Source organism: Streptomyces albofaciens JCM 4342, assembly GCF_008634025.1.
Taxonomy (GTDB): Bacteria; Actinomycetota; Actinomycetes; order Streptomycetales; family Streptomycetaceae; genus Streptomyces; species Streptomyces albofaciens.
Genome location: NZ_PDCM01000002.1, coordinates 3,986,979 through 4,013,534 on the forward strand (window position 1 = coordinate 3,986,979; position 26,556 = coordinate 4,013,534).

General features: G+C 72.0%; 26 protein-coding genes. 6 read left to right on the top strand and 20 right to left on the bottom strand.

Translation table 11 applies throughout. The features are described 5' to 3' along the window. Window positions 1-214: 214 nt before the first annotated feature. Window positions 215-2,734 (bottom strand): ATP-dependent Clp protease ATP-binding subunit, encoded by a 2,520-nt coding sequence (locus CP973_RS37395; RefSeq protein ID WP_003982979.1) that lies wholly within the window; start codon window positions 2,732-2,734, stop codon window positions 215-217. A 509-nt stretch (window positions 2,735-3,243) separates the two neighbouring features. On the opposite strand from CP973_RS37395, the gene CP973_RS37405 reads away from it, so the two are divergent. Then, entirely contained in the window at window positions 3,244-3,942 is a 699-nt protein-coding gene (locus CP973_RS37405) for an SCO3374 family protein (RefSeq protein ID WP_150248920.1), read from the top strand. Here the strand turns inward: CP973_RS37405 and CP973_RS37410 are convergent. The 11 genes from CP973_RS37410 to CP973_RS37460 all read right to left on the bottom strand — a co-directional run bounded on the left by CP973_RS37410 (window position 3,873) and on the right by CP973_RS37460 (window position 13,059). Continuing rightward, window positions 3,873-4,205, bottom strand: a complete 333-nt coding sequence (locus tag CP973_RS37410; RefSeq protein ID WP_150248923.1) for a histone-like nucleoid-structuring protein Lsr2 — start codon at window positions 4,203-4,205, stop codon at window positions 3,873-3,875. The genes CP973_RS37405 and CP973_RS37410 overlap by 70 nt on opposite strands. A 156-nt stretch (window positions 4,206-4,361) precedes the next feature. Next, complete coding sequence (locus tag CP973_RS37415; RefSeq protein ID WP_150248927.1) at window positions 4,362-4,880, bottom strand: amino-acid N-acetyltransferase; 519 nt, start codon at window positions 4,878-4,880, stop codon at window positions 4,362-4,364. Between the two features lie 9 nt (window positions 4,881-4,889). Beyond that, a complete protein-coding gene (locus tag CP973_RS37420) occupies window positions 4,890-5,342 on the bottom strand; it encodes a BlaI/MecI/CopY family transcriptional regulator (RefSeq protein WP_244410215.1) in 453 nt (150 codons plus the stop codon). 245 nt (window positions 5,343-5,587) lie between these two features. Next, window positions 5,588-5,767 carry a hypothetical protein gene (locus CP973_RS37425; RefSeq protein ID WP_003982975.1) on the bottom strand — a complete coding sequence of 60 codons (180 nt, stop codon included), beginning with the start codon at window positions 5,765-5,767 and terminating at the stop codon, window positions 5,588-5,590. Window positions 5,768-5,813: 46 nt separating this feature from the next. Further along, window positions 5,814-6,410: a hypothetical protein gene (locus CP973_RS37430; RefSeq protein WP_150250814.1), complete on the bottom strand. Its 597-nt coding sequence runs from the start codon at window positions 6,408-6,410 to the stop codon at window positions 5,814-5,816. 237 nt (window positions 6,411-6,647) lie between these two features. After that, window positions 6,648-7,445 carry a type III pantothenate kinase gene (locus CP973_RS37435; RefSeq protein ID WP_003982973.1) on the bottom strand — a complete coding sequence of 266 codons (798 nt, stop codon included), beginning with the start codon at window positions 7,443-7,445 and terminating at the stop codon, window positions 6,648-6,650. A gap of 5 nt (window positions 7,446-7,450) precedes the next feature. Then, window positions 7,451-8,491 carry a carboxylating nicotinate-nucleotide diphosphorylase gene (gene nadC, locus CP973_RS37440; RefSeq protein WP_150248933.1) on the bottom strand — a complete coding sequence of 347 codons (1,041 nt, stop codon included), beginning with the start codon at window positions 8,489-8,491 and terminating at the stop codon, window positions 7,451-7,453. Continuing rightward, window positions 8,488-10,452: an L-aspartate oxidase gene (locus CP973_RS37445; protein ID WP_150248936.1), complete on the bottom strand. Its 1,965-nt coding sequence runs from the start codon at window positions 10,450-10,452 to the stop codon at window positions 8,488-8,490. Before CP973_RS37445 ends, nadC begins: the two co-directional genes overlap by 4 nt. Then, window positions 10,449-11,474, bottom strand: a complete 1,026-nt coding sequence (panC, locus tag CP973_RS37450; RefSeq protein WP_150248938.1) for a pantoate--beta-alanine ligase — start codon at window positions 11,472-11,474, stop codon at window positions 10,449-10,451. Before panC ends, CP973_RS37445 begins: the two co-directional genes overlap by 4 nt. Continuing rightward, the gene (locus CP973_RS37455) at window positions 11,471-12,553 is read right to left on the bottom strand and encodes a Rossmann-like and DUF2520 domain-containing protein (protein WP_150248943.1); all 1,083 of its coding nucleotides are present in this window, start codon (window positions 12,551-12,553) and stop codon (window positions 11,471-11,473) included. The genes panC and CP973_RS37455 overlap by 4 nt, the downstream gene beginning before the upstream one ends. 305 nt (window positions 12,554-12,858) lie before the next feature. Beyond that, window positions 12,859-13,059: a hypothetical protein gene (locus tag CP973_RS37460; protein ID WP_030653169.1), complete on the bottom strand. Its 201-nt coding sequence runs from the start codon at window positions 13,057-13,059 to the stop codon at window positions 12,859-12,861. Between the two features lie 527 nt (window positions 13,060-13,586). Between CP973_RS37460 and CP973_RS37475 the strand changes: the two genes are divergently transcribed. After that, the gene (locus CP973_RS37475) at window positions 13,587-14,699 is read left to right on the top strand and encodes a DUF5937 family protein (RefSeq protein WP_150250816.1); all 1,113 of its coding nucleotides are present in this window, start codon (window positions 13,587-13,589) and stop codon (window positions 14,697-14,699) included. Window positions 14,700-14,882: 183 nt separating this feature from the next. On the opposite strand, the gene CP973_RS37480 is transcribed toward CP973_RS37475, so the two are convergent. From CP973_RS37480 to CP973_RS37495, 4 genes are all read right to left on the bottom strand, one after another. After that, window positions 14,883-15,590, bottom strand: a complete 708-nt coding sequence (locus tag CP973_RS37480) for a glycoside hydrolase family 75 protein (RefSeq protein WP_150248946.1) — start codon at window positions 15,588-15,590, stop codon at window positions 14,883-14,885. Window positions 15,591-15,864: 274 nt separating this feature from the next. After that, window positions 15,865-16,902, bottom strand: a complete 1,038-nt coding sequence (locus CP973_RS37485; RefSeq protein ID WP_150248948.1) for a methyltransferase — start codon at window positions 16,900-16,902, stop codon at window positions 15,865-15,867. Between the two features lie 229 nt (window positions 16,903-17,131). Further along, window positions 17,132-17,818 carry a response regulator gene (locus tag CP973_RS37490; RefSeq protein WP_150248951.1) on the bottom strand — a complete coding sequence of 229 codons (687 nt, stop codon included), beginning with the start codon at window positions 17,816-17,818 and terminating at the stop codon, window positions 17,132-17,134. A 273-nt stretch (window positions 17,819-18,091) separates the two neighbouring features. Continuing rightward, a complete protein-coding gene (locus CP973_RS37495) occupies window positions 18,092-19,303 on the bottom strand; it encodes a sensor histidine kinase (protein WP_150248953.1) in 1,212 nt (403 codons plus the stop codon). Window positions 19,304-19,494: 191 nt separating this feature from the next. Between CP973_RS37495 and CP973_RS37500 the strand changes: the two genes are divergently transcribed. Together CP973_RS37500 and CP973_RS37505 are read left to right on the top strand one after the other, a co-directional pair. Continuing rightward, complete coding sequence (locus tag CP973_RS37500) at window positions 19,495-20,514, top strand: SAM-dependent methyltransferase (RefSeq protein WP_150248956.1); 1,020 nt, start codon at window positions 19,495-19,497, stop codon at window positions 20,512-20,514. A gap of 37 nt (window positions 20,515-20,551) precedes the next feature. After that, entirely contained in the window at window positions 20,552-21,694 is a 1,143-nt protein-coding gene (locus CP973_RS37505) for an NADH-quinone oxidoreductase subunit D (protein ID WP_150248959.1), read from the top strand. 51 nt (window positions 21,695-21,745) lie between these two features. Here the strand turns inward: CP973_RS37505 and CP973_RS37510 are convergent, their stop codons facing one another. From CP973_RS37510 to CP973_RS37520, 3 genes are all read right to left on the bottom strand, one after another. After that, the gene (locus CP973_RS37510) at window positions 21,746-22,306 is read right to left on the bottom strand and encodes a DUF4232 domain-containing protein (RefSeq protein WP_150248962.1); all 561 of its coding nucleotides are present in this window, start codon (window positions 22,304-22,306) and stop codon (window positions 21,746-21,748) included. 221 nt (window positions 22,307-22,527) lie between these two features. Further along, window positions 22,528-23,181, bottom strand: coding sequence for a GNAT family N-acetyltransferase (locus CP973_RS37515; RefSeq protein ID WP_150248965.1), 654 nt, complete (start codon window positions 23,179-23,181; stop codon window positions 22,528-22,530). A 124-nt stretch (window positions 23,182-23,305) separates the two neighbouring features. Next, window positions 23,306-23,923, bottom strand: coding sequence for a TetR/AcrR family transcriptional regulator (locus tag CP973_RS37520; protein WP_244410216.1), 618 nt, complete (start codon window positions 23,921-23,923; stop codon window positions 23,306-23,308). Window positions 23,924-24,027: 104 nt separating this feature from the next. On the opposite strand from CP973_RS37520, the gene CP973_RS37525 reads away from it, so the two are divergent. Continuing rightward, window positions 24,028-24,537 carry a DUF1453 family protein gene (locus CP973_RS37525; RefSeq protein WP_150248970.1) on the top strand — a complete coding sequence of 170 codons (510 nt, stop codon included), beginning with the start codon at window positions 24,028-24,030 and terminating at the stop codon, window positions 24,535-24,537. Window position 24,538: 1 nt separating this feature from the next. Here CP973_RS37525 and CP973_RS37530 read toward each other — a convergent pair whose 3' ends face one another. Continuing rightward, entirely contained in the window at window positions 24,539-25,087 is a 549-nt protein-coding gene (locus CP973_RS37530) for a TetR/AcrR family transcriptional regulator (RefSeq protein ID WP_004571905.1), read from the bottom strand. A 104-nt stretch (window positions 25,088-25,191) separates the two neighbouring features. Between CP973_RS37530 and CP973_RS37535 the strand changes: the two genes are divergently transcribed. Beyond that, window positions 25,192-26,538 carry an MFS transporter gene (locus CP973_RS37535; RefSeq protein WP_280119049.1) on the top strand — a complete coding sequence of 449 codons (1,347 nt, stop codon included), beginning with the start codon at window positions 25,192-25,194 and terminating at the stop codon, window positions 26,536-26,538. Window positions 26,539-26,556: the final 18 nt, after the last annotated feature.

Genomic DNA, 26,556 nt, shown 5'->3' on the forward strand with positions numbered 1-26,556 from the left:
CACCCCGTGCAATAACCGCGCCCGCTCCGGTACCGGCCGGGAAGGTTCGCGTCCGTGGTTGCGGATATAGGTACGCGGCCGCCGCGGAATTGCGCTTCCACGCGGACACGGCGCGGGCCGGCACCCGGACACGACAACGCCGCGGCCCGGAACCTGGAGCAGGTTCCGGGCCGCGGCGTGTGCCGTAGCGCTCAGACGCCGGGCGCCCGGGGCGTCACGCGTCCTTCGACAGGTCCGGGCCGCCGGCCGCGGACTCGACGGGCGGGGCGTCCGGCAGGGCCGACTTCTCCTCGCCGCGGAAGGTGAACTTGGCGTTCTCCCCCTCGCCCTCGATGTCCACGACCACGATGTGGCCGGGGCGCAGCTCGCTGAAGAGGATCTTCTCCGAGAGAGCGTCCTCGATCTCGCGCTGGATGGTCCGGCGCAGCGGGCGGGCGCCCAGCACCGGGTCGTAGCCGCGCTTGGCGAGCAGCTTCTTGGCCTCACCGCTGAGCTCGATGCCCATGTCGCGGTCCTTCAGGCGCTCGTCCACCTTGGCGATCATGAGGTCGACGATCTGGATGATGTCTTCCTCGGTGAGCTGGTGGAAGACCACCGTGTCGTCCACACGGTTGAGGAACTCGGGCCGGAAGTGCTGCTTGAGCTCTTCGTTGACCTTGTTCTTCATCCGCTCGTAGCTGCTCTTGGTGTCGCCCTGGGCGGCGAAGCCCAGGTTGAAGCCCTTGGAGATGTCCCGGGTCCCGAGGTTGGTCGTCATGATGATGACCGTGTTCTTGAAGTCCACCACCCGGCCCTGGGAGTCGGTCAGCCGACCGTCCTCCAGGATCTGCAGCAGGGAGTTGAAGATGTCGGGGTGGGCCTTCTCCACCTCGTCGAACAGCACGACCGAGAACGGCTTGCGGCGCACCTTCTCGGTGAGCTGGCCGCCCTCTTCGTAGCCGACGTAGCCGGGAGGCGAACCGAAGAGCCGGGAGACCGTGTGCTTCTCGCTGAACTCCGACATGTCGAGGGAGATCATCGCGTCCTCGTCGCCGAAGAGGAACTCGGCGAGCGTCTTGGACAGCTCGGTCTTACCGACACCGGACGGACCGGCGAAGATGAACGAGCCACCGGGGCGCTTGGGGTCCTTCAGACCGGCCCGCGTACGGCGGATGGCCTGCGAGAGCGCCTTGATGGCGTCCTTCTGGCCGATGACGCGCTTGTGGAGCTCGTCCTCCATCCGCAGCAGCCGCGAGGACTCCTCCTCGGTGAGCTTGAAGACCGGGATGCCGGTGGCCGTGGCCAGGACCTCGGCGATCAGCTCGCCGTCGACCTCGGCGACGACATCCATGTCGCCGGCCTTCCACTCCTTCTCCCGCTTCGCCTTGGCGGCCAGGAGCTGCTTCTCCTTGTCGCGCAGGCCCGCGGCCATCTCGAAGTCCTGCGAGTCGATCGCGGACTCCTTCTCCCGGCGCACGTCGGCGATCTTCTCGTCGAACTCGCGGAGGTCCGGCGGCGCGGTCATCCGGCGGATGCGCATCCGGGAGCCGGCCTCGTCGATCAGGTCGATCGCCTTGTCCGGCAGGAAGCGGTCGGAGATGTAGCGGTCGGCCAGCTGGGCGGCCTGCACCAGGGCCTCGTCCGTGATGGAGACGCGGTGGTGCGCCTCGTAACGGTCGCGCAGGCCCTTCAGGATCTCGATGGTGTGCGGCAGCGACGGCTCCGCGACCTGGATGGGCTGGAAGCGGCGCTCCAGGGCCGCGTCCTTCTCCAGGTACTTGCGGTACTCGTCGAGCGTGGTCGCACCGATGGTCTGCAGCTCACCGCGCGCCAGCATCGGCTTGAGGATGCTCGCGGCGTCGATCGCGCCCTCGGCGGCACCCGCACCCACCAGGGTGTGGAGCTCGTCGATGAACAGGATGATGTCGCCGCGGGTGCGGATCTCCTTGAGCACCTTCTTCAGGCGCTCCTCGAAGTCACCGCGGTAGCGGGAGCCGGCGACCAGGGCGCCCAGGTCCAGGGTGTAGAGGTGCTTGTCCTTGAGGGTCTCGGGCACCTCGCCCTTGACGATGGCCTGGGCCAGGCCCTCGACGACCGCCGTCTTGCCGACGCCGGGCTCGCCGATGAGGACCGGGTTGTTCTTGGTACGGCGGGACAGCACCTGCATGACCCGCTCGATCTCCTTCTCGCGCCCGATGACCGGGTCGAGCTTGGTCTCGCGGGCGGCCTGCGTCAGGTTGCGGCCGAACTGGTCCAGGACCAGCGAGGTCGAGGGCGTGCCCTCGGCCGGGCCGCCGGCGGTGGCGGCCTCCTTGCCCTGGTAGCCGGAGAGCAGCTGGATGACCTGCTGCCGCACCCGGTTCAGATCGGCGCCCAGCTTCACGAGGACCTGGGCGGCGACGCCCTCGCCCTCGCGGATCAGGCCGAGCAGGATGTGCTCCGTACCGATGTAGTTGTGGCCGAGCTGAAGGGCCTCGCGGAGCGACAGCTCCAGGACCTTCTTCGCACGGGGGGTGAAGGGGATGTGGCCGGACGGGGCCTGCTGCCCCTGGCCGATGATCTCCTCCACCTGCTGGCGGACCGCCTCGAGCGAAATCCCGAGGCTCTCCAGGGCCTTAGCGGCGACACCCTCACCCTCGTGGATCAGGCCCAGGAGGATGTGCTCGGTGCCGATGTAGTTGTGGTTGAGCATCCGGGCTTCTTCCTGAGCCAGGACGACAACCCGCCGCGCACGGTCGGTGAACCTCTCGAACATCGTTAATCGCTCCTCAGAGCGGTCAGGCAGTTAGGGGTCGGTCCCCTCCCTGTCCTTCCGCATGCTAGTCCCGTGGGACGGGACAGCTCATTCCAACTGCCGACATCCGTCCGGATCACCCCCGCGTCGGCGGGGAAATCTGCTGCCGAACAGCCGACATCTGCTCCAACCCGATGGTGCGAGACGATGTTCCCGCAGGCCAGGCATATACGCCCCGGGTCAGTACGCCCGTGGCGAACGCACCCGTCACCGACACGCCCGCCCGGAGCCCGCCGCCGCTCCGGAAAAAGCGCTGCGCACACCGCTGCACCGTCTCTTCCCACCGGTAATGTCTTACCCGCCGCCACTGACACTCCATGCGGCGCGGGCTCCTTCCCTCCGCTACGGGCGAACACCCGAGCGCCGTTCAATGCGCCGTCACGCCCCCGCACACCCCCTTCCCTGGCGACAGTACGTACCCGCACGTCAACCCAGCGTAACTTCTCGGGGCTTGGTGAGTTGCTCCGGGTATGCCCGTCGCGATCCCGCGATCCCGTCCCTCCCTCGCCGCCGTACGGCAGTGGTACGAGGACGAGCTGCGCTGGCCGACCACCGGCACGGAACCGGTGCAGCTGCTGACCGGGGTGCGCTTCGACGCCCTGGACCTGCCCGCCGACGCGGGCCGCGCCGTGCTGGGGCGGGTGGGCCGCACGGGGCCCGTGGCGATCGACCGGGGCGGCGCCGCCGGCCCCAGGATGCTCATGCTCGTGGCCGCCGGTGCGGCCGAGGAGCTGGCCGGTCTCCTGGAATGGCTGGAATGGGGCTCGCTTGGGCTGGATCTGACCGCACGCGGCACCGGGGACCGGATGCCCGCGCCGTCACCGCCGCCGGCTCCGTACGCGCCATGGCCGTACGGACCCGGTCCGCGGGAGGCCGCGGGGTGGGTGCGGCCTCCCGAGCCGGGGTACGAGATCGAGGCTTGCCTGCCCACCACGGGGTCCGGGGCAGGGCGCGGGGGCCGCGGTATTCCCCTCGCTGATCGCCAGGGGCGCGCCCCCGACCTCGTACGACTCGTGAGCGCGGCGGCCACGGAATGCCACCGGGCCCGTTTGCTGCGCGGTCGTCAAGCTCGAAGACAAACAGATCGCGGGTACGGCGATCAGCCGTTCGCCTTCTCGAACGCCTCACGGATCTCCGCGGGCACCCGGCCGCGGTCATTGACGTTGTAGCCGTTCTCCTTGGCCCACGCGCGGATCTTCGCGGTGTCCTGGCTGCCGCCGGAAGACGCCCGTGCCTTGCCGCGGCCACCGGAACGGCCACCGGTCTTCCGGCCGGCCTTCACGAACTCGGCGAGCGACTCGCGCAGCTTCCGCGCGTTGTCGTCGGACAGGTCGATCTCGTAGGACTTGCCGTCGAGGGCGAACGTCACGGTCTCATGGGCCTCGCCGCCGTTGAGGTCGTCGACAAGAAGAACCTGAACCTTCTGTGCCACCGGTTTCCCTTTCATCGAATGTGGATTACGACGGAAAGCAAACCGCTTTTCCGGGAAAAACACAAACCCCTGGGTAGGGTTCAGTTGCCCGGCAGTCGGGGAACGCTTGCTTCCACAGCTATGAGATAGGGGCGCGATTCGGACATAGAACGCTGATCACAGGTGCAGAAGCATGCGGCTGTTGCCCAGGGTGTTGGGCTTCACTCGTTCGAGACCGAGGAACTCGGCAACGCCCTCGTCATAGGAACGCAGCAGCTCGCTGTAGACATCGCCGTCGACGGGCGTCTCACCGATCTCCACGAAGCCGTGCTTGGCGAAGAAGTCCACTTCGAAGGTGAGGCAGAAAATGCGCCGCACTCCGAGCCAGCCCGCGGTGCGCAGCAGCTTGTCGAGGACTTGGTGTCCGACTCCGGTGCCCTTCAGGGCCGGGTCCACGGCCAATGTGCGCACTTCGGCCAGGTCTTCCCACATGACGTGCAGGGCTCCGCAGGCCACGACCGCGGCGTCCTCGTCCCGCTCGGCCACCCAGAACTCCTGGATGTCCTCGTAAAGCGTCACGGTGGCTTTGTCGAGGAGGATGCCGTCCGGCGAGTAGGCGTCGATGAGGCGGCGTACGGCCGGTACATCGCTGGTCCTGGCGCGGCGGACGGTGACTCCATTAGATAGCGGCGGCATGCGCCGACGCTATCGCCCCGAGTCGCCGGAACCCGTCGCGGGTACTTCCCCCGCATCCGCTTCGCCCGCGCCCGCGGGTGCGGCGGCTTCGTCCGCGCGTTCCGCCTGCGGCGCGGCCGGTGCGGGTTCCGCGGGTTCGTCGCCCTGCACCATCCGTACGGCATCCCGTAGCGCGTGGCGCTGTTCCGGCGACATCATGCCGAAGAAGGCCACCAGAGCCGCCGCGGGGTTGTCACTCGCGGACCACGCTTCGTTCATCAGTGCGGCCGCGTAGGCGGCACGAGTGGAGACCGCCTCATATCGATAGGCGCGCCCTTCGGCTTCCCTGCGCACCCAGCCCTTCTGATGGAGGTTGTCCAATACGGTCATCACCGTCGTGTAGGCGATCGACCGTTCCTTCTGCAGGTCTTCCAGGACTTCCCGAACGGTGACCGGGCGGTTCCACTCCCACACCCGCGTCATGACCGCGTCTTCCAGATCACCCAAGCGTCGTGGCACACCAGCACAATAGTGGGAGATGTCGCGAATGCCGGTTCTAACCCGATTGATTTGCGCCGGAAAAAGGCCGTACGGCCCGAGACGCGCGATCTCGGGCCGTACGGGACGGGTGCGGCGGGCAAGGCCGGGCAGGCCACCGAACGGACGGACGTGTTCCGTCGGCGGCCCGGGACGGGCGACGGCGGCCGGAACGGTCCGGCCGGCGCCGGTCAGGCGCCGTGGGCCTTGGGCTCCTGGCGGGCGCCCTCGGCGCGGGCCAGCGCGGCGTCGACCGCCGCGTCCTCCTTGGACTTGTTCTCGCCACCCTGGCTCTTCACGATCGTCACGATGAGCGCGACGAACGCCACGGCCATCACCACGGGCGGAACCAGCGCTGCGACGTAATCCATGACCAGGGGCCTCCTTCGGGAGTGAGGCTTCCAGGGTACGCAGCGTTCAGGCGGTCCGGGCCGCGGGGGGCGGCGTCGGCTTGCGGCGTGGCGGGAACACCTCGCCCGGCGTGGGGACGGGACGGCCGGGGCGCGGCGCCTTCGGCTGCGGGCGCACCGGCGCGGGCCGCGGCGCGTGCTCGGGTTTCTCCGCGCCCCGGCCGCCCGGGAGCGCGCGCAGCCGGGCCCGTACGAACTGTTCGGCCAGACTTTCGCAGCGGCGCAGCAGGGCGGTGCGGCGCGCGCTTTCGTCCGGCCCCCGGGCACCCACGACCAGCGAGCGCAGGGCGGCGAGGTCGGCGGGGGCGGGGTCGTAGCCGGCCGCCAGGGCCTCCTGGAGCTGCGCCAGGTAGCCGCCGGCGGAGCCGGGCAGGGCTTCGCGGTAGCGGGCGAGGTCGGCGAGGAGGAAAGCGCGCAGCCGCCCGCCCTCGCGCGCCGCCTCGTCCACGGCCTCGGCCAGCCGCAGATATTCCTGGACCTCCTGGGCGCCCTCGGCGTCGTAGCCCGCCGGGGCGTCCGGGGCGCCGGTCGTGTCGCGCGTCGGCCGGAGGGCGGCGGCGAGCGCGCGCCGCAGCACGCGCAACTCGTCGGCGCTGAAGGCCATACCGCCGCGGGTTCCGTATGGCATAGGCATGAGTTGACCTTACGTCCCCGGCGGACAAAATCCGCTTAATGGGATTAGAAAGGTGCAAGTGTCGCGGAGCTTGATTTGACCGGCAAAAGCCGCTTCTAGCTACACAAGGGGCCAAGTGGGCAATTCACCCGGCCAGTCGGGGCGGGGCGGGCGGCCCTGTACGGGGCGGTGGGTCCGCGATGACCGGGCCCTTCCGCCCCGTAAGGATCAGCTCCGCGGAACGTTGCGCTCGTACACCAGGCGCAGCCCGATCAGCGTCAGCCACGGCTCGTGCTCGTCGATGACCGAGGACTCGCCGAGCACCATGGGCGCCAGGCCGCCGGTGGCGATCACCGTCACGTCGTCCGGGTCGTCGGCGAGTTCCCGGGCCATCCGCTGGACCACGCCGTCCACCTGTCCGGCGAAGCCGTACAGGATGCCGGACTGCATGGCCTCGACGGTGTTCTTGCCGATGACGCTGCGCGGCCGGGCCAGTTCGATCTTGCGGAGCTGGGCGCCCTTCACACCGAGCGCGTCCACCGAGATCTCGATGCCGGGGGCGATCACGCCGCCGACGTACTCGCCGCGCGCGCTGACCGCGTCGAACGTGGTGGCCGTACCGAAGTCGACCACGACCGCCGGGCCGCCGTAGAGCTCCACCGCCGCCAGCGCGTTGATGATCCGGTCGGCACCGACCTCCTTGGGGTTGTCCATGAGGATCGGCACGCCCGTCTTGACGCCCGGCTCGACCAGGACGGCCGGCACGTCCCCGTAGTAGCGCCGGGTGACCTCGCGCAGCTCGTGCAGGACGGAGGGGACCGTGGAGCAGATGGCGATGCCCTCGATGCCGTCGCCCAGTTCCTCGCCCAGCAGCGGGTGCATGCCCATCAGGCCTTGGAGGAGCACCGCCAGTTCGTCGGCGGTGCGGCGGGCGTCGGTGGAGATGCGCCAGTGTTCGACGATCTCCTCGCCGTCGAACAGGCCGAGGACGGTGTGGGTGTTGCCCACGTCGATGGTCAGCAGCATGTCCGTCAGCGCTCCTCGCGCAGGTCGAGGCCGATGTCGAGGACCGGGGAGGAGTGCGTGAGCGCGCCCACGGCCAGGTAGTCCACGCCGGTCTCGGCGTAGGCGCGGGCGTTGTCCAGGGTGAGCCCGCCGGACGACTCCAGGGCCGCCCGCCCCGCCACCAGCGCCACGGCCTCGCGCGTCTGCTCGGGGGTGAAGTTGTCCAGCAGGATCAGGTCGGCGCCCTCGGCGAGGATCGGCGGGATCTGGTCCAGCCGGTCCACCTCCACCTCGATCGGCACTCCGGGGAAGCCGCTGCGCACGGCCTTGAACGCCTCGGCCACGCCGCCCGCCGCGACCACGTGGTTGTCCTTGATCAGGGCCGCGTCCGACAGCGACATCCGGTGGTTGACGCCGCCGCCGCAGCGCACCGCGAACTTCTCCAGTGCGCGCAGGCCGGGCGTCGTCTTACGGGTGTCGCGGACCTTGGCACCGGTGCCCTCCAGGGCGTCGGCCCAGGCGCGGGTGGCGGTGGCGATGCCGGACAGGCGGCCCAGCAGGTTCAGGGCGCTGCGCTCGGCGGTCAGCAGGTCGCGGGTACGGGCGGTGACGCTGAGCAGCTTCTGCCCGGCCGCGACGCGGTCGCCGTCCTCGACGTGCCGCTCCACCTCGAACTCGGTGGTGCACACCAGGGACAGCACGGCCTCGGCGACCCGCAGGCCGGCCACGGTGCCCGCCTGGCGGGCGGCGAAGTCGGCGGTGGCGACGGCCTCTTCGGGCACGGTCGCGACGGTGGTCACGTCCACGCCCTGATCGAGGTCCTCCGCGAGGGCCACGTGGGCGATGTCCTCGACCTGTACGGGGTCCAGTCCGGCCTCGACCAGGAGGGCGGCGAGGGAGGGGTCCAGCCCGCAGGCCGTCGGGTCGAGTTCGTACGTTTCGTCGTTCTCCTCACCGCCGGCGCAGCCGCAGGAGCCGCCGCAGCCGCCTTGGGGGGCCGGGGCCTGGTTCGGGGCCTGGTCCGGACGGCCGATCTGGTGCGGGGGGAGGTCGTCGGGGGTGCTCACTGGGTCGGCTCCGTTTCGGGCGCGGGTGCGGCGGTCGTCGCGGGGAACGCGGCGGTGTCGGTCGTACGGGTGTGCAGGGTGTGCGGCGGGCGGTGGGTGACCAGGAAGTGCCGCTGCCACTGGGGATCGTCCCGGTCGGCGTGGTCCTCGCGCCAGTGGCAGCCGCGGGTCTCCTCGCGGCGCATCGCACTGGCGACCAGCACCCGGGCGACCAGGAGGAGGTTGGTGACCTCCCACGCCTCGACACCGGGCTCGGCGGGTTTGGGGCGGTCGGTGGGGGATGGGGTGGTTTCGGTGGGCAGCGGGGTGGTTCCGGCGGAGGCTGGGGTGGTTCCGGCGTTCCGGTCCGGGGCGGTGGCCGCTTCGGCCGCGGCGCGCTGGAGGCGGGCGAGGGCGGTGGCGGCCTCGGCGAGGCTGGTGGCGGAGCGCAGGACTCCGGCGCCCGCGGTCATGGTCCGCTGGATCGCGGTGCGTGCCTCGGGGGCGAGCAGCGGTACGGGAGCGGCGGCGGGCTCGACGGCCGGTCCCGGGTGGCGGGCGGGGGCGGACGTGATGTCGTCCGCGATGCGCTCCGCGAAGACCAGGCCTTCCAGGAGGGAGTTGGAGGCGAGCCGGTTGGCGCCGTGCACGCCGGTGCACGCGACCTCGCCGCACGCGTACAGGCCCGGCACGGTCGTACGGCCGTACAGGTCGGTCCGTACGCCGCCGGAGGCGTAGTGCGCGGCGGGCGCGACCGGGATCGGCTCGGTGACCGGGTCGATGCCGTGGGCGCGGCAGGCGGCGAGGATGGTCGGGAAGCGCTCCTCCCACATCCGCGCGCCGAAGTGCCGGGCGTCCAGGTACATGTGCTCGGTGCCCCGCTCCTGGGCACGGCGCATGATCGCCTTGGCGACGATGTCGCGCGGGGCCAGTTCGGCCAGTTCGTGCTGCCCGGTCATGAAGCGGATGCCGTCGGCGTCCACCAGGTGGGCGCCCTCGCCGCGTACCGCTTCCGAGATGAGCGGCTGCTGGCCTTCCGCGTCCGGGCCGAGGTAGAGGACCGTCGGATGGAACTGGACGAATTCGAGGTCGGAGACCTCGGCTCCGGCGCGCAGCGCGAGGGCGACGCCGTCGCCCGTGGAGACGGCCGGGTTGGTGGTCGCGGAGAAGACCTGGCCCATGCCGCCGGTCGCGAGGACGACCGCGGGGGCGTGCACGGCGCCCACGCCGTCGTGCTGGCCCTCGCCCATCACGTGCAGGGTGACGCCGGCGGTGCGGCCGTCGGCGTCGGTGAGCAGGTCGAGGACGAGCGCGTTCTCGATGGTGCGCAGGCCCTGGGCGCGCACGGCGTCGACCAGGGCGCGGGAGATCTCGGCGCCGGTCGCGTCGCCGCCCGCGTGCGCTATGCGGCGGCGGTGGTGCCCGCCTTCGCGGGTGAGGGCTATCTCGTCGCCGCCCGGCGCGGTGTCGAAGCGCGCCCCGGTGGCGATCAGGCGGCGGACGGCGTCCGGGCCTTCGGTGACCAGGGTGCGTACGGCGTCCTCGTCACACAGCCCGGCGCCCGCCACGAGCGTGTCGGTCAGGTGCTGCTCGGGGGTGTCGCCCTCACCGAGCGCGGCCGCGATACCGCCCTGGGCCCAGCGCGTGGAGCCGTCGTCCAGGCGGGCCTTGGTCACCACGACGGTACGGCGGCCCGCGGCGGCGCAGCGCAGGGCGGCGGTCAGACCCGCGACTCCCGAACCGACCACGACGACATCGGCCTCGATGGACCAGCCGGGGGCGGGGGCCTGGAGGCGGAGGGTGGGGGTGTCGGGGGGTGTGGGGGTGCCGTGGGATGTGAGGGGGCCGTGGGGTGTGGGGGCGCTGTGGGGTGTGGGGGCACTGTGGTCAGTAGCTGTGCCGTGGACGGCGGAGGCGCCGTGGACGGCGGGGTTGTCGTGACCGATGGGGTCGTGGTGGCTGGTGGGGCCGGTGCCGGTCATCGGGGCGCTCCGAACGTGAGGCGGATGTTGTCGATGAGGCGGGTGGTGCCGACCTTGGCAGCCACCGCGAGGACGGCCTCGCCCTCGTAGGTGTCCGGGACCTCGGTGAAGTCGGCCGGGTCGACGAGCGCCACGTAGTCCAGCGCGAGCGGCGGGTCGAGGCGAGCGGCGTCCTCCAGGACGGCGTGTGCCGCGGCACGGGCCACCGCGGGGGCGCGCAGCGGGGTGGCGACGGCGTGCGCGAGGGCGTGCGCGTCGGCTGCCGCGCGGTCCTCGCCGAGGGCGGCGAGCGCCGCGGAGCGGTCGTGTGCGCGGTGGGCCGTCCGTGCCGTACAGGAGGCGCGGTCGCGCAGCGCTTCTTCGGCGGCGAGCCGGTCGCGGGCCGCGAACAGGGCCCGGGACAGTGCCAGGGCGGTGCGGCGTTCGGCGGCCGAGAGGTAGCGGTTACGGCTGGAGAGCGCCAGCCCGTCGTCCTCGCGGACGGTGGGGACGCCGACGATCCGTACACCGAAGTTCAGGTCGGTCACCATGCGCTCTATGACGGCCAGTTGCTGGGCGTCCTTCTGGCCGAACAGGGCCACGTCCGGGCGGGTGAGGTGCAGCAGCTTGCCGACGACGGTCAGGACGCCGTCGAAGTGGCCGGGCCGGCTGGCGCCCTCCAGGAGGTCCCCCATGGGGCCGGCGGCTATCCGTATCCGCGGCGCCCCGCCCGGGTAGACCTCGTCGACGCCCGGCGCGAACACCACGTCCGCACCGGCCGCGCCGGCCAGCACGAGGTCCGCCTCCAGGGTGCGCGGATAGCGGTCGAGGTCCTCGCCGGCGCCGAACTGGAGGGGGTTGACGAAGACGGTGACGACGACGAGCCCGTCCGGCCCGGCCTGGTCGCGGGCGGCGCGGATGAGCGTCGCGTGGCCCTCGTGGAGAGCGCCCATGGTCATGACGACGGCCCGCTGCCCGGGGCGGTCCGGCAGGGCGCGCAGCTCGGCCGCGGTGTGCACGAGGCGGGGGCGCGGGGCGGTCATCGGTCGCCTTCTTCGGGGTGGTCGGGGTGGTCGGGGTGGTCGGGGTGACCGGGGTGATCGGGGTGATCGCGGTGACCAGGGTGATCGGGGTGATCGGGGTGACCAGGGTGATCGGGGTGGCCGGAGGAGGGGGTGTCGGGTCCCTGGCCGTCCTGCCGGCCGCTCGCGGCGGTGGTGCCGGTGTTCGCCAGGACGCCCAGCAGGTCCTCGGCCAGCTCCGGCTTCAGCAGGCCGTGCGCCAGGGCGCGGTCGGCGGTCGTACGGGCCATGGCGAGGTAGCCCTCGACGCTCTGCGGCGCGTGTTTGCGCAGCTCGGAGACGTGCGCGGCGACGGTACCGGCGTCGCCGCGGGCGACCGGGCCGGTCAGCGCGGCGTCCCCCGAGCGCAGCGCGTTGTCGAGGGCCGCGCCCAGCAGCGGGCCGAGCATGCGGTCCGGCGCGCCGACCCCGGCGTTCCGGAGCAGTTCCATGGCCTGCGCCACCAGGGTGACCAGGTGGTTCGCGCCGATCGCGAGGGCCGCGTGGTAGAGCGGACGGGCGTCCTCCTCGATCCACTCCGGTTCCCCGCCCATCTCGATGACCAGCGCCTCTGCGGCCATCCGCAGCGGCTCGGGCGCGGTGACCCCGAAGGAGCAGCCGGCCAGCCGCTGTACGTCCACGCGCGTACCGGTGAAGGTCATCGCCGGGTGGAGGGCCAGCGGCAGCGCGCCGGCGCGGGTGGCCGGGTCGAGGACGGCCGTACCGAACCGGCCCGAGGTGTGTACGAGCAGCTGTCCCGGCCGTACGGCACCGGTCTCGGCGAGGCCCGCGACGAGCCCGGGCAGGGCGTCGTCGGGCACGGTGAGCAGCACCAGCTCGGCGCGTTCCAGCACCTCGGCCGGGGAGACGATCGGGACGTCGGGCAGCAGCGCCGCGGCGCGCCGTACGGAGGCGTCGGAGACGCCGGACACGGCGACCGGCCGGTGCCCGGCGAGCTGGAGCGACGCGGCGAGGGCAGGGCCGACACGGCCGGCGCCGACGACTCCGACGGTCAGCCGGGCGGGTCGGTCCTGGGCCTCGGTGGGTGGGATTGTGTTCACGCGGCGATGGCCTTCCGTTCCAGTCCGCGGGGGGTACCGGACGATTCGCTGGCCATGCTACGCGAGTGTTTCCGGCGGTCTTCAGAGCCGTACGCAGGGTGAGACGGCCGTCTCGTACCGCGTCCCCGAAGGTTTTCCACAGGGCTGGCGGGCCGCCGGGGACGGGTTGTCCACAGGGGTGGCAGGGCGGGTCGGAACCCGTCATGGTTGGGGCGGAAGCGGGGCCGGAGCAGGACAGGAATCGAAGGAAATCGAGGGCTGGGGAGGGATGGGGATGGCCGAGGTGACGGGCGACGCGCGAGCCTTCAGGTCAGGGCCTGGCGTACGGCCCGCCGGAAGCGGGCCAGCGGGCGGTCCGCGGGCGGGGTGACGACGGCCCGGAAGCGGAGCCACTGGCGGATCTCACGCAGCGCCTGGAGGTCACCGGTGCCGGGCGGCGGGGGCGGGAGCTCGCCGCGCTGGGCGGCACGGTAGGCGTCGAGCATGTGCTGCTGGGATGCGTTCATGGACACCACAGTGGGGCTGCCCGACGGCCGGCGGCTCGTCGTTTGACGAGAGACGTCAAACGACGGCGACGCAGGTCAGGGGGTTGCGCATCATGGGTGTGGGCGGCTTGAGCTGCGTGGGCGGCGTGCGCAGTACGGGCGGTGCGCGCAGTACGGGCGGCGTGAACTGCGCGGGCCGCGTGAACTGCGCGGGCCGCGTGAACTGCGCGGGCCGCGTGAACTGCGCGGGCCGCGTGAAGACATTGAGTGGGGGTGGGTGGGCGGGGGGGGAGGCCCCCAGGGGGAGGCCCCCCAGAGGCCCCCAGGGGCCCGGTGAGCGCAGCGCTGCCGATACGCGCCCTGCACAAAGCCCCACGAACACACCGCACAAACAACCCCGCACCGCCATCTGCACCGACCACCCGCACCCGTCCCGCACCCGCACCCGCACCCGCACCAACATCGGCACCGGCACCGGCACCGGCACCGGCACCGGCACCGGCACCAACCCCCAGCACCCACCCCCAGAAACGAAGCAGCCCATGACAATCTGGATCGATATCGCAGGCCTGCCTGTCGAGCGTTTGGTGTTCAGTCCCTCGCCGCTCGCTGAGCTGGGGTCCGCGCTGCACGCGCTTGCCGAGCCCGGTCACCATCCGGGGCTGCACGGCTGGACGACCGCGACGGCCAGCGCGCTCAAGGCCGATCTGGCGGACCGGCTGCGGGAGGCGGACTTCTTGTGGGGGCCGACGTTCTCGGATGTGACGATGGCGTTCGCCGCGGTCGCGGACGCGGCCGGGCAGCCCGGCGCGACGCTGGCCGAGGATCTGGACCTGCTCGACCGGCTCGACGACGAGCTCTACGTGGACGCCGCGCTGGAGATCACCTGCTCCAGCGTGTACACCCGCGGCAGGCGCTCGCCGCTGGTGGACGCGGAGAGCCGCCGGATGGCGCTGGAGCGGGCCGCGGCGCGTGGCCCCCGGCAGTCCGACTTCGCGCGGCGGCTGCTCGCCGACCCGCCTGCCGTACGGGCCTGGATCCGCCGGCTGTTCGAGGACTGTGACCAGGCCTTCTTCGCGGACGTCTGGCAGCGGGTGCGCTTCCAGCTCGCCGCGGACGCGCGCCACAAGGCCGAGGTGCTGCGCCGTAAGGGCCTGGCCGATGCGTTGGCCGAGGTGTCGCCCGCGGTGTCGCTGGACGAGGAACGTTCCCGCATCGTCATCGACAAGCTCAGCCACGGCCACACGACGGCCACCGACCCGGCTGTCGGCGCGGGCGTCACCTTTGTGCCGTCCTCGTTCGGCTGGCCGCACATGATGGTGCTGCATGCGCCGGGCTGGCGACCGGTGATCCACTACCCGGTCGCGGCGCCGGAACTGGCCGGCCCCGCCTCGGTCGCCCTGCTCGAATCCCGGCTCGACGCGCTGGCCCACCCGATGCGTCTGCGGATGTGCCGCAACCTGGCCCGTACGGCCTACACCACCGGCGAACTCGCCGCCGTGCACGAGATATCCGCGCCGGAGGTGTCCCGGCACCTGGCCGTCCTCAGGAAGGCCGGGCTGCTCCAGACGCGCCGCCGTGGCCGGTATGTGCAGCACCAGTTGGACGTACAGGTGGTGGCGCGCCTGGGCAGCGACTTCCTGGAGGGGGTGCTGCGCTGAGAGAGCCGGTTCGGCGACCGCCCCGGGCGGGCCGCCAGACAGCCCCTCGGGCAGGACCCCGAACAGGCTCCCAGACAGGCCCCGGGGCAAGCCTCCGGCCAGGCCACCGGGCAAGCCTCCGGTCCGCCCCCTTCCGGCTTCCTTTCGGCTTCCTTCCGGCTTCCCTTCCCGCCCCCCACCCCGTCAGTTCTCCTGAAGGAACTTCTTGGCGAGCGCGTCACCGCGGGTCACGGCCTCGCTGTGACTCTCGATGGGGGACGCCTTGGAGTTCTTGAACAGGATGTAAGTGACGCCGGATTCGGCCCCGCCGGTGGCCGGGTCGGGGTCGATGCCGAGGCCCTTGGCCGCCGCGTACGACGCCTCACCGATGATCTTCTCGGGCCCGGTGTCGCCGACGACCGCGTACTCGACCTTGTTGTTGTAGATGATGGCGACCACGCCGCCGCCCTTGATGCCCGCCGATTCGTAGTTCCAGATGCCGCTGACCGAGGGGACGACGACGTACGGCAGCTTCTCGGCGTTCAGCGGCTTGCCGTCGGACTGGTGGAAGCGGGTGTCCGGCTGGAACCAGGGGTCGGTGTTCTTGTTGCATTTGGCGGTGACCTGGCCGTCGCAGTCGATGTCCATGTCCGCCTTCCAGAACACGGCGTTCTTCTTGCCGCAGACCGGGACGGTCGCCGATGTCTCCTCGTCGGTGCGGTACTTGCCGTTGGAGATCTGCGAACAGTTCTTGACCTTGGCGAGCAGGTCGGCCGCGCTGACCGACCCCTCGGTCACGCCCGGCCGGCTCGCGGCGGGGGCGGCGGGCGGCTGGGCGGTGGCGGGCAGCGCCGCGGCGGTGAGCAGCGCGGTTCCGGCGGCGGTGGCGAGGGCGACGGTACGTATGCGCACGGGAGGACCCCTCTGTTAGGAAAGTTTCCTTACGGAGCCCGCCCAATCTCCTCCCCTCCCCCACCCCCGTCAACCCCGCGCCACCCTCAACTCACGCCTCACCAGCCCTCGTTCACCTCTGGAACACCGACTACCCCAATACTGGACACACCCCCGTACTCCGCATCAGACCTTCGACCTCGGCCTCAACCTCGACCCCGCCCTCGGCCCCGGATCAAACCGCCTCACATCAATCCACCTCGCACCAAACCGGCTCGCACCCAACCGCCCCACATCAAACCGCCTCGGCCTCGACAATCGAGGTCAGCGCCGGGGTCGATACGACGCGCCGGAGCCGGAACCCCGACCGGTCCAGCAAGCCCTCGAACTCGACAGCCGTACGCTCCCGCCCCTGGAGCATCATGAGCATCACGATGTCCAGCGCGAAGGCCGGATGCGGCGCGCCGTCGGCGGGCAGTACCGCGTCGATCACGAGCAGCCGGGTGCCGGGCGTCATGGCCCGGCGGACGGTGCCGAGGACGCGCAGGCAGTCGTCGTCGGGCCAGTCGTGCAGGATGTTCTTGAGCAGGTACAGATCGCCGCCCTCGGGTACGGCCGTGAAAAGGTCCCCGCCCTCTGTACGCCAGCGGCCCGCCAGCCCGGGGATGTCGAGCAGGTGGTCGGCGACCGTTTCGGGCCGGTCGAAGAGCACCCCGGCCAGGCCCGGCGAGCGGGTGAGGATCTCGCGGAGCAGGCCGCCCCGGCCGCCCGCCACGTCCACCACAGTCCCGCTGTCGGGGAACGGGTAGCTGCCGGCGAGCAGTTCGTTCACACCGCCGGTGAGCGAGGTCATCCCGGTGTCGAAGAGGCGGCTCGCGTCGGGGGTCTCCGCAAGGTGGGTGAAGAACGGGACCCCGTAGGCGGCGTCGAACCCCGGCCGTCCCGTACGGAGGGTGTCCACGAGGCCGTCGGCGGACCGCTGGTACATCTCGTCGGTGAACAGCAGGACACCGGCGTGCCGGGAGCCCGGCACGCCGGTCCGCAGGGTCGCGCCGGTTTCGGTCAGTCCGAAGGTGTCGTCCGCGTGCTCGCTGAACAGGCCGCGCGCGGCGAGCAGCCGCAGGACGCGGCGCAGGGGAACCGCCTGGGTGCCGGACCGTTCGGCCAGTTCGTCCACAGACCGCGCGCCGTCGGCCAGGAGGTCCGCTATGCCGTGGAGGGCGACGGCGCGCAGCGCGGACGCGTAGATGTGCCCGTACATCAGGTCGTGCAGCGACGATGCGGGGAAGTGGGGGTGGGAGGTGGCCGACGGGGTGACGGGAGTTGCTGTCATGGATGAGCTCCTACCGTTGGGCGGTGTGTCCACGCCCCCATTATCGGCGATTTGCGCAGCTCAGAGCGGTCTTTGACGGTTTTACGAAACGCTGCGCGGCGGCCACACCCCGCGCCGAAGCCGCCCCGCACGCCCCGCGTCACGCGTCACGCCCCCACCCGGGAGGCCTCATCCCGGGAAGCCCCCACCCCGGAAGGCCTCCCCAGCCCGGGAGGCCCCCGGACACGCGTTACGCCCCCGCCCCGCCCCCAGCTCGTACCAGCCCCGTCTCGTACGCCAGCACCACCGCCTGCACCCGGTCGCGCAGCTCCAGCTTTGTGAGGATCCGGCCCACGTGGGTCTTGACCGTGGCCTCCGACAGCACCAGCCGGGCCGCGATCTCGCCGTTCGACAAGCCCTGCGCGACCAGCAGCAGCACCTCCCGCTCGCGCTCGGTGAGCCGCCCGAGCTCCGGGCGGGCGGGCTCGGCGGCGGTCGCCGGCAGCATCGGCGTGAACCGGTCCAGCAGGCGGCGGGTGGTGGACGGCGCGACCACCGCGTCCCCGCTCTGGACCGCGCGGATCGCGGCCAGCAGCTCGTTCGGCGGCACGTCCTTCAGCATGAAGCCGCTGGCCCCCGCCTTGAGCGCGGAGAAGGCGTACTCGTCCAGGTCGAAGGTGGTCAGGATGAGCACCTTCGGCGCGCCCTCTTTCTGGCCGCCCTCACAAATCCGGCGGGTGGTCTCCACCCCGTCCAGGTTCGGCATCCGGACGTCCATCAGGATCACGTCGACCTTGGTGGACCGCAGCACCTCCAGGGCCTCCACCCCGTCACCGGCCTCGGCGACGACCTCCATGTCGGGCTGCGCGGCCAGCACCATACGGAAACCGGTGCGCAACAGCACCTGGTCGTCGACGAGCATCACGCGGACAGTCATGGCAGGAGGTCCCTTTCAACGGCGGTGCGGCAACAGGCTACGGAGGAGACGTGCATACGGAGGCACGGGTACATACGGAGGCGCAGGTACGTACGGAGGCACAGGAACGTACGGAAGGACAGGTACGTACGGAAGGACAGGTACAAACGGAGAGATAGTTGCGAACGAAGCGAAAGTCGCGCGGAACGGCCGACGAAGGAGCCAGAACCCACAGCAGGACGCCCAGCCCCAGACACCCCACCCTGAACACCCAGCCCCGGACACCCCGCCCCCTCACCCCCCCGACTTCAACGGCAGCACCGCGCTGATCCGGAAGCCGCCGCCCGGCCGTGGCCCCGCGTCCAGGCTGCCGCCGACCATGCCGACGCGTTCGCGCATGCCGATCAGGCCGTGGCCGAGGCCGTCCGCCCCGCCGCCCGTGTACAGATCGTGCTGGGCGCCGCGGCCGTCGTCCTCGACCAGCAGGTCCAGCTCGCTGTCCTGGTAGGAGAGGCGGACCGTGGCGCCCACGTCCGGGCCGCCGTGCTTGCGGGTGTTGGTCAGCGCTTCCTGCACGATGCGGTACGCGGTCAGCTCGATGCTGCTGGGCAGCGAGCGCGGCTCGCCCATCACCTGGAAGTCGACCGGCAGCCCGGCCCCCCGCACCTGGTCGATCAGGTCCGCCAGTTGCTCCACGCCGGGCTGCGGCACGTACTCGCCGCTTTCGGGCTGCTCGCCGGTGCGCAGCACGCCGAGCAGCCGGCGCATCTCGGCGAGTGCCTGCCGGCCGGTGCCGGAGATCGTCTCCAGCGCCTGTTTGGCCTGGTCGGGCGCGGCGTCCAGGACGTACGCGGCGCCGTCGGCCTGGACCACCATCACGGACACGTTGTGCGCGACGACGTCGTGCAGCTCGCGGGCGATCCGGGCGCGCTCGGCGGCCACCGCGATACGCGACTGCGTCTCGCGTTCCTTCTCCAGGCGCGCGGCCTTCTCCTCCAGCTGGGCCCAGTACGCGCGGCGGGTGCGGACCGAGTCGCCGAGCACCCAGGCCAGCACGAACGGGACGGTCAACAGGCCCATGATGAACAGCCCTTGCCCCAGGCCGCCGGGCGGCGCCCCGCCGTTGCCGTGGCGAACGGCGTAGAGCGTCGGGCCGACCAGCGCCCCGCCCAGAGCGGTGCGCGAGGCCCAGCGCCGGGACCCCGAAGCGACCGTATAGATGATCACCAGCATGGCGAGGTTGGAAGGCCTGGAGTCCACATCGAACCCGACCTGGCAGAGCCCGACCACGATCGCCAGCAGCAGCATCTGCCCGGGCGCCTTGCGCCGCAGCGCCACGACGAGGCACATCGCGACATCGACGAGCGCCTCGGCGACGGTCCGCAGGGCGCTGTGCGCATCCGCCGACGCCACCAGCGCCAGGCTGCTGACACCGAACAGGAGGACCGCCCAGAAGGTGTCCACACCGGTCGGATGCCTGCGGAAGAAGTCGTAGAGACGCTGCACGTCACCCAGCGTAGGCAGAGCGTAGTGGCGCACGGGTCAACCGGACGGGCGATCCTGGGGGATGGGACTACTCCGCAAGGTGGAGACGGGCCCGGGACCGTGGTCTCCGGCCCCCGGCACACCGCCGGTTCCGGGGCGCGGACCGGCCCGGTCCGCGCCCCGGACCGGGCGGCCCCGCGTACCGTGGTGCGGTGACACACGACTGGTGCGGCTGGCGGGACGCGACGGAGCGGGCGCTGTACGGCCCCGGCGGTTTCTACACCAGCGGCGACGGGCCGGGCCCCGCCGGTCACTTCCGTACGTCCGTGCACGTATCGCCCCTGTACGCCGAGGCGCTGGCCACGCTGCTGTGCCGGGTCGACGCGGCGCTCGGGAGCCCGGCGGAGCTGGCGCTGGTGGACGTGGGTGCCGGGCGTGGCGAGTTGCTGACCGGCGTGCTGGCGGCGCTTCCCGAACCGGTGTGCGCCCGCGTGCGCCCGTACGCCGTCGAACGCGCCCCCCGGCCCGCCGGTCTCGACGAGCGCGTCACCTGGCTCGCCGAGCTGCCCGCGCCCGGTTCCCTGACGGGCCTGCTCTTCGCCAACGAGTGGCTGGACAACGTCCCGGTCGATGTCGCCGAGACGGACGGGGACGGGGTGCCGCGCCTCGTCCTGGTGCGGCCGGACGGCACCGAACGGCTCGGCGACCCGGTGACCGGCGCGGACGCCGAATGGCTCGCCCGGTGGTGGCCCCTGCCGGACTCCGCCCCGGACCACGCCCCGGCCTCCGGGCTGCGCGCCGAGATCGGCCACCCCCGGGACGCGGCCTGGTCCCGCGCCGTACGCACCCTGCGCTCCGGGCTCGCCGTCACCGCCGACTACGCGCATTCCCGCGACGCCCGCCCGCCCTACGGCACGCTCACCGGCTTCCGCGAGGGCCGCGAGGTCCACCCCGTACCCGACGGGACCTGCGACATCACCGCCCACGTCGCCCTGGACGCCTGCGCGGGCCCCGGCGCCGAGCACCTCACCCAGCGGCAGGCCCTGCACGCCCTCGGCGTCGACGGCCGCCGCCCGCCCCTGTCCCTCGCCTCCAGCGACCCGGCCGCCTACGTACGGGCCCTCGGCACGGCGGGCGCGGCGGCGGAACTGACCGATCCGGCGGGCCTGGGCTCCTTCGGCTGGCTGCTGCAACCGGTCGGCGACAGCTGTACGGGGCTGCTCACCGGGTGACGGCCGGCGGCGGCCGGCGAGCTGCGAGACTGTCCCCATGACGGAGACCACGGTCGGCATCGGCGGCGCGGCGGAGAGCACCGACATGGTGCTGAACATCGGCCCGCAGCACCCCTCCACGCACGGCGTGCTGCGGCTGCGCCTCGTCCTGGACGGCGAGCGCATCCAGCACGCCGAACCCGTGATCGGTTACATGCACCGCGGTGCGGAGAAGCTCTTCGAGGCGCGTGACTACCGGCAGATCATCATGCTCGCCAACCGCCACGACTGGCTGTCGGCCTTCTCCAACGAGCTGGGCGTGGTCCTCGGGGTGGAGCGGATGCTCGGCATGGAGGTCCCCGAGCGCGCCGTGTGGACCCGTACGCTCCTCGCCGAGCTGAACCGCGTCCTGAACCACCTGATGTTCCTCGGCTCCTACCCCCTGGAACTGGGCGGGATCACGCCCGTCTTCCACGCCTTCCGCGAGCGCGAAGAGCTGCAGAACGTGATGGAGGAGATCTCGGGCGGGCGCATGCACTACATGTTCAACCGCGTCGGCGGCCTGAAGGAGGACCTGCCGGCGGGCTGGCTCGGGCGGGCCCGGCACGCCGTCTCCGAGGTCCGTTCCCGGATGGACGTCTTCGACCGGCTGGTCCTGGGCAACGAGATCTTCCGGGGGCGCACTCGCGGCATCGGCGTACTGAGCCGCGAGGCGGTGCACGGGTACGGCGTGTCGGGGCCGATCGCCCGCGCCTCCGGCGTCGACTTCGACCTGCGCCGCGACGAGCCGTACCTGGCCTACGCCGACCTCCAGGACACCCTGAAGGTGGTCACCCGCGAGGAGGGCGACTGCCTGGCCCGCTTCGAATGCCTCCTGGAGCAGACCCACAACTCCCTCGACCTGGCCGACGCCTGCCTGGACCGGATCGCCGAACTGCCGCCCGGTCCGATCAACCAGCGCCTGCCGAAGGTCCTCAAGGCGCCCGAGGGCGCGACCTACGCCTGGACCGAGAACCCGCTCGGCATCAACGGCTACTACCTGGTCTCCAAGGGCGAGAAGACCCCGTACCGCCTCAAGCTCCGCTCGGCGTCGTACAACAACATCCAGGCGCTGACCGAGCTGCTGCCGGGCACGCTCGTCGCCGACATGGTCGCCATCCTCGGGTCGCTGTTCTTCGTGGTGGGCGACATCGACAAGTAGGCGAAGGCACCGTACGGGTACGGGGTCGTCCCGGACGCGCGGTCGCCCGCGCTACCTACGCGGCTTCGGCCCTTCCCGGTGCCACGCCGTGACGCCCAGCTTGCCGGTGCTGCCGAGGTCGATCAGCTCACGCACCGTCTGCGGCCGGCCGCCGCCGTCGGCCGGTGTGAGCGCCAGGTACGCGCCGTTCACGGCGTTGCCCGTCACGTCCGTGACCCGGTTGCGCCACATCAGTACGGCCCTGGCGTGCTCGCCCGGCTGGAGCGTCAGCGGTTCGGGGCCGACGTCGTCCACGATGTCCGAGCCGTGCGCGATCCTCACGTCCAGCGGCTTGCGCCGCTCGTCGAGGACGCGGACGCCCGGGTAGCCGTTGACCTTGTACGGGCGGGTGCCGCAGTTGGTCAGGGTGATCCCCATCGCACGGGTGCCCATGGCGGCGTCCACCGGCAGCCCCTTGATGACGACGCCGTCTTCGGGACAGGCGGGCGCGGTCCTGGAGGGCTTGGCCGTGGGCTTCGGTTCCGACCGGCCCTTGGGCTCCGACGCCGACGAGCAGCCGGCCGCGGCGAGTGCCGTGACGGCGAGGGCGGCCGCCAGCGCGATCCGCACCACCGGTCCGGGCGCCCTTCCGGTGCCTGACCCGGGCGCCCTTCCGGTGTCTGTCCCGGCCACTGTCCGCCCTCCCCCGCTCTGCCTGGCGCCCGCGCGTCCCGTACGGCGCGCGCGTCCCCGTACGACCCGCCCGTCCCGTACGGCCCGCGCCGCTTCCTGATCAAGCCGGTCGCCAGCGTACCCGCGCGTAAACGTCCCGCCGCGCCGTACGGCCCGCCGCCTCACGCCCCGAACAGTTCCCGGCACTCCTCTGTCCACCCCGCCACCTCGACCGGCACCGTCCGGTGCGCCGCCCACCGCTCGCGGTCGAGCCGCAGCCGCTGCAACGTCCGCGATTCCCCGCGCACCGCGATGACCTGCACACCGTCCGGTACGTACCCGAGCTTGCGCGAGACGGCCAGGGAACGGGGGTTGTCCGTCATCGCGGCGGACGTCACGGTGTGCGCGCCGAGTTGTTCGAAGGCGAGGTGCAGGACGGCCGCGCGCATTTCCGTACCGATGCCCTGGTTCTGGTGGGCGAGCCCCAGCCAGGAACCGGTCTCCGCCTCCCGGGTCACGCCGAAGTCGGCGGCGGAGAGTTCCTGTATGCCCACCGGTTTGCCGTCCCGCGTCACGGCCAGGCCCAGCGCCCAGCGCTCCGGCCGCCATTGCGCGATCAAGCCGAGCTGGTGCTGGAAGGTGCTCCGCCCGCGCTTCTCCGGGGAACCATCCGTCCAGGGCACGCTGAACGGCATCTCCGCCGGGTCGTGCACACCGTCCGCGGAGACCGCGGCGAGATCGTCCAGCAGGGCGGTGTCCGGCAGGCGCAGTTCCAGGCGCGGGGTCCGGATACGGATGCCGTACGGGGGCCAGAAGCGGAACCCGTGCTCCCGCACGGCTTCTCCCCTACACGCGTCGCCTGCCGTGTCTGCCGTGTCTGCCGTGTGTGCTGTGTGTGCTGTGTGTGCCGTGTGTGCCATGACGGAATGCTGCCGAACATACGGCAACCCGTCGACCGGATTACCGGGGCGCCCGCAGCCCTTGCAAATGCCGCCGCAGCACCGCCCGCTGCGCTTCCGGAGTGACGTACTCCGGCTCCAGCATCGCCCGCAGGTTGAGGCCGTCCAGCAGGGCGGACAGCCGCAGGCACTCCAGGTCCACGTCCAGATCGGCGGGCAGGGCGCCGGATTCCTGCGCGCCGCGCAGCACCCGCGCCAGCAGGTCCCGCAGGCCGGTCTCCATCTCCACCGCGCACGCCCGCAACTCCGGACGGATACGGGCCGCCCCGCAGAACGCCATCCACAGGACCGCCTCCTGCCGCCGCTCCTCGTCCAGCGCCAGGAACTCGCCGATCAGCTCCTCGACCTGCGCCGGGCGTTCGTCGCGCGCCGCCGGGCCGAGCAGGCGGTCCACGTGGGTGCGTACGCGCCCGTCGATGCGCGTGCTCAGCTCGCGCATCGTGAAGAGCAGCAGCTCGTCGTGGTCGCGGAAGTAGTGCCGCACCGATCCGATGGCCAGCCCGGCCTCTTCGGCGACGTTGCGCAGCGAGGCGCCTTCCACCCCCTCCCGGCCGATCACGCGCAGCACGGCGTCGGCGACGGCCCGGCGGCGGGCCTCAGGATCAACGATCTTCGGCATGGTGGCCATTGTGGCACGCCCGCGCTAAATTGTTTTTAGCGCGGGCGAGCTAAAAAAGTTTGAGCCGCCTTACGCGCCCACCGGCACACACTCTTGGGGGAACAGTGAACAGCTGGCTGCTCGCGGCGCTCATCGCCGCGGCCCTCGTCCTCGTGATCGTCAAGCGGCTGAAGGGCGAGCCGGTCAACGTCCGTGAGCTCTTCGCGGGCCCGGCCGTCCTCACCGCACTCGGCATCGCCTTCATCGCCAAGGCCGACAACGTGACGGGGACCGACCTCGCCTGGGTGATCCCCGGCGCCTTCCTGGGGCTCGCGCTCGGCGCCGTACGCGGCCGCCTGGTCCACCTCGGCGAGAAGGACGGCGCCCTGTGGCAGCGCTACACCGGCCGCACGTTCGCCGTCGTCATCGCGTCGCTGCTGATCTCCGCCGGTTACGGCTTCCTCGCCGAGCACATGGGCATGCACCCGTACGCCCGCCCCACCCAACTGAGCATCGGCGTCAGCTTCCTGGGCGAGTCGCTGCTGATCTACTTCCGTGCGCGCAGGACGGGGACGCCGTTCGCGGCAGAGGGGAGCAGGAGCCCGCTCGACTTCCTCGTCCGCCGCTCCCGGTGAGTCACGCGGCGGCGAGCAGGGCGGTCGCCACCGCCTTGGCGCGCAGGGCGGGGGCCGCCGAGCGCTCGCGCAGGGCGGTGACCTGGGCGCCGTCGATCAGCAGGACGAGCTGTTCGGCGAGTTCGCGGGTGCCGCGGGTGTAGCCGGCGCCGGTGAGCAGTTCGGCGACGTACGAGGTCAGGGTGGCCTTGTGGGCGGCGGCGGCGCGGTGCGCGGCGCTGGCCGGGTCCGCGATCTCGACCATGGTGTTGATGGCGGCGCAGCCACGGTAGTCGTCGGACGCGAAGCGCGCGGCGAGGGCGTCGAAGAGGGCGAGCGGCGTGCCGCCGCGCTCGGCGACCGCGGCGTGCAGCCAGTCGAACCAGCGCCGGCCATATCCGTCGATCATGGCCACGACCAGGTCGTCCTTGCTCGCGAAGTGCCGGTAGAACGAAGCCCGGCCCACCCCGGAGGTGGCGAGCAGCCGCTCGACACCGACGGCGCGGATGCCCTCGGCGTAGAAGAGGTCCTCGGCTGCCCTGACGAGCCGTTCCCTGGCGTTGGTCGGCATGCCGCCACGATAACCAACCTTGACCCAAGATGGAACCGATCGGTACCGTCTCGCCATCCCAGCAGACGGTACTGATCGGTACCATTTTTTGAACCGGAGACCGCATGCCCCGCAACAGCGCGTCCCATCCACCGTCGTGCGCGGCCACCGCGCCCACCGCATCCACCGCGCCCGCCGCCTCCGCCCCACTCGCCGCGCCCACCACCCCCGCCACGCCGAATACAGCCACCACTCCCACGACCCTCGCCACCCCCGCCCCCGCCCCCGGAAGCTGGCGCTTCCACGGCGTGGTGCTCGCCCTCGGTACGTTCGTCGTCGGCACCGACGCCTTCGTGATCGCCGGCGTCCTCCCCGACATCGCCGCCGACCTGCACATCGGTCTCGGCGCCGCCGGACAGCTCGTCACGACGTTCGCCATCGGCTACGCGCTGCTCTCACCCCTCCTGGCCGCGCTCACCGCGAGCTGGTCACGGCGTACGGTCCTGATCACCGCGCTGCTCGTCTTCGCACTCGGCAACGCGGCCACCGCCCTGGCCCCCACCTACCCGCTGGCCCTCGCCGCCCGCGTCGTCGCGGCGGCCGGCGCCGCGCTCTACACTCCGAACGCCTCGGCCACCGCCGCCGCCCTCGCGGGCGATGCGGCACGCGGGCGGGCCTTCGCCCTGGTGAACACCGGGCTGACCTCGGCGCTGGTCCTCGGGGCGCCGCTCGGCACCGCCGTCGGCGGCGCGTACGGGTGGCGCACCACGATGTGGCTGGTCACCGTGCTGCCCCTGCTCGTCGTACCGCTGCTCGCCGCCCGCCTGCCCCGCGTACGCATCGACACCCCGCGCGGCCTGCGCCGTCGCCTCGCCCCGCTGGCGGACCGCCGCGTCCTGTACGCGCTGGCCGTCACCGTGATCGTGTTCGTCGGGATCTACATCCCGTTCGAGTACATCAGCGCCGTCTACGCGCCGGTGCTCGGCCACGGCGCGGACGGCGGCGGTACGGGAGCCGGGAGCGGCGGTACGGACAGCACCCTGGCAGCCGTCCTGCTGCTGATCTTCGGCGTCACCGGTACGGCGGGGAACCTCGTCGCCGGGCACCTGGCCGACCGCTTCGGCCCGCGGCGGGTGATCCTCGGCGCCTCGCTCGCACTCACCGGCGTCTTCGCGCTCGTACCGCTGAGCAGGCAGTGGCTGCCCGCCGCGCTGGTCGCGGTGGCGGTGTCCGGGTGGGTGTCGTTCTCGGTGACCACACCGCAGCAGCACCGGATCGCCGCGCTCGCCCCACAGGCGCAGGCCGTGGTCGTCTCCCTCAACGCGGCCGCCATCCATCTCGCCGTATCCCTGGCGGGCGGTCTGGGCGGCATCGGCGTGGAGACGGTGGGAGCGGCCCGCCTGCCGTGGCTGGCCGCCGGGTTCACGCTGGTCGCGGCCGTACTGACGGCGGTCGGCCGACGCCACGAGTGACGGCGGCCGGACGGCCCG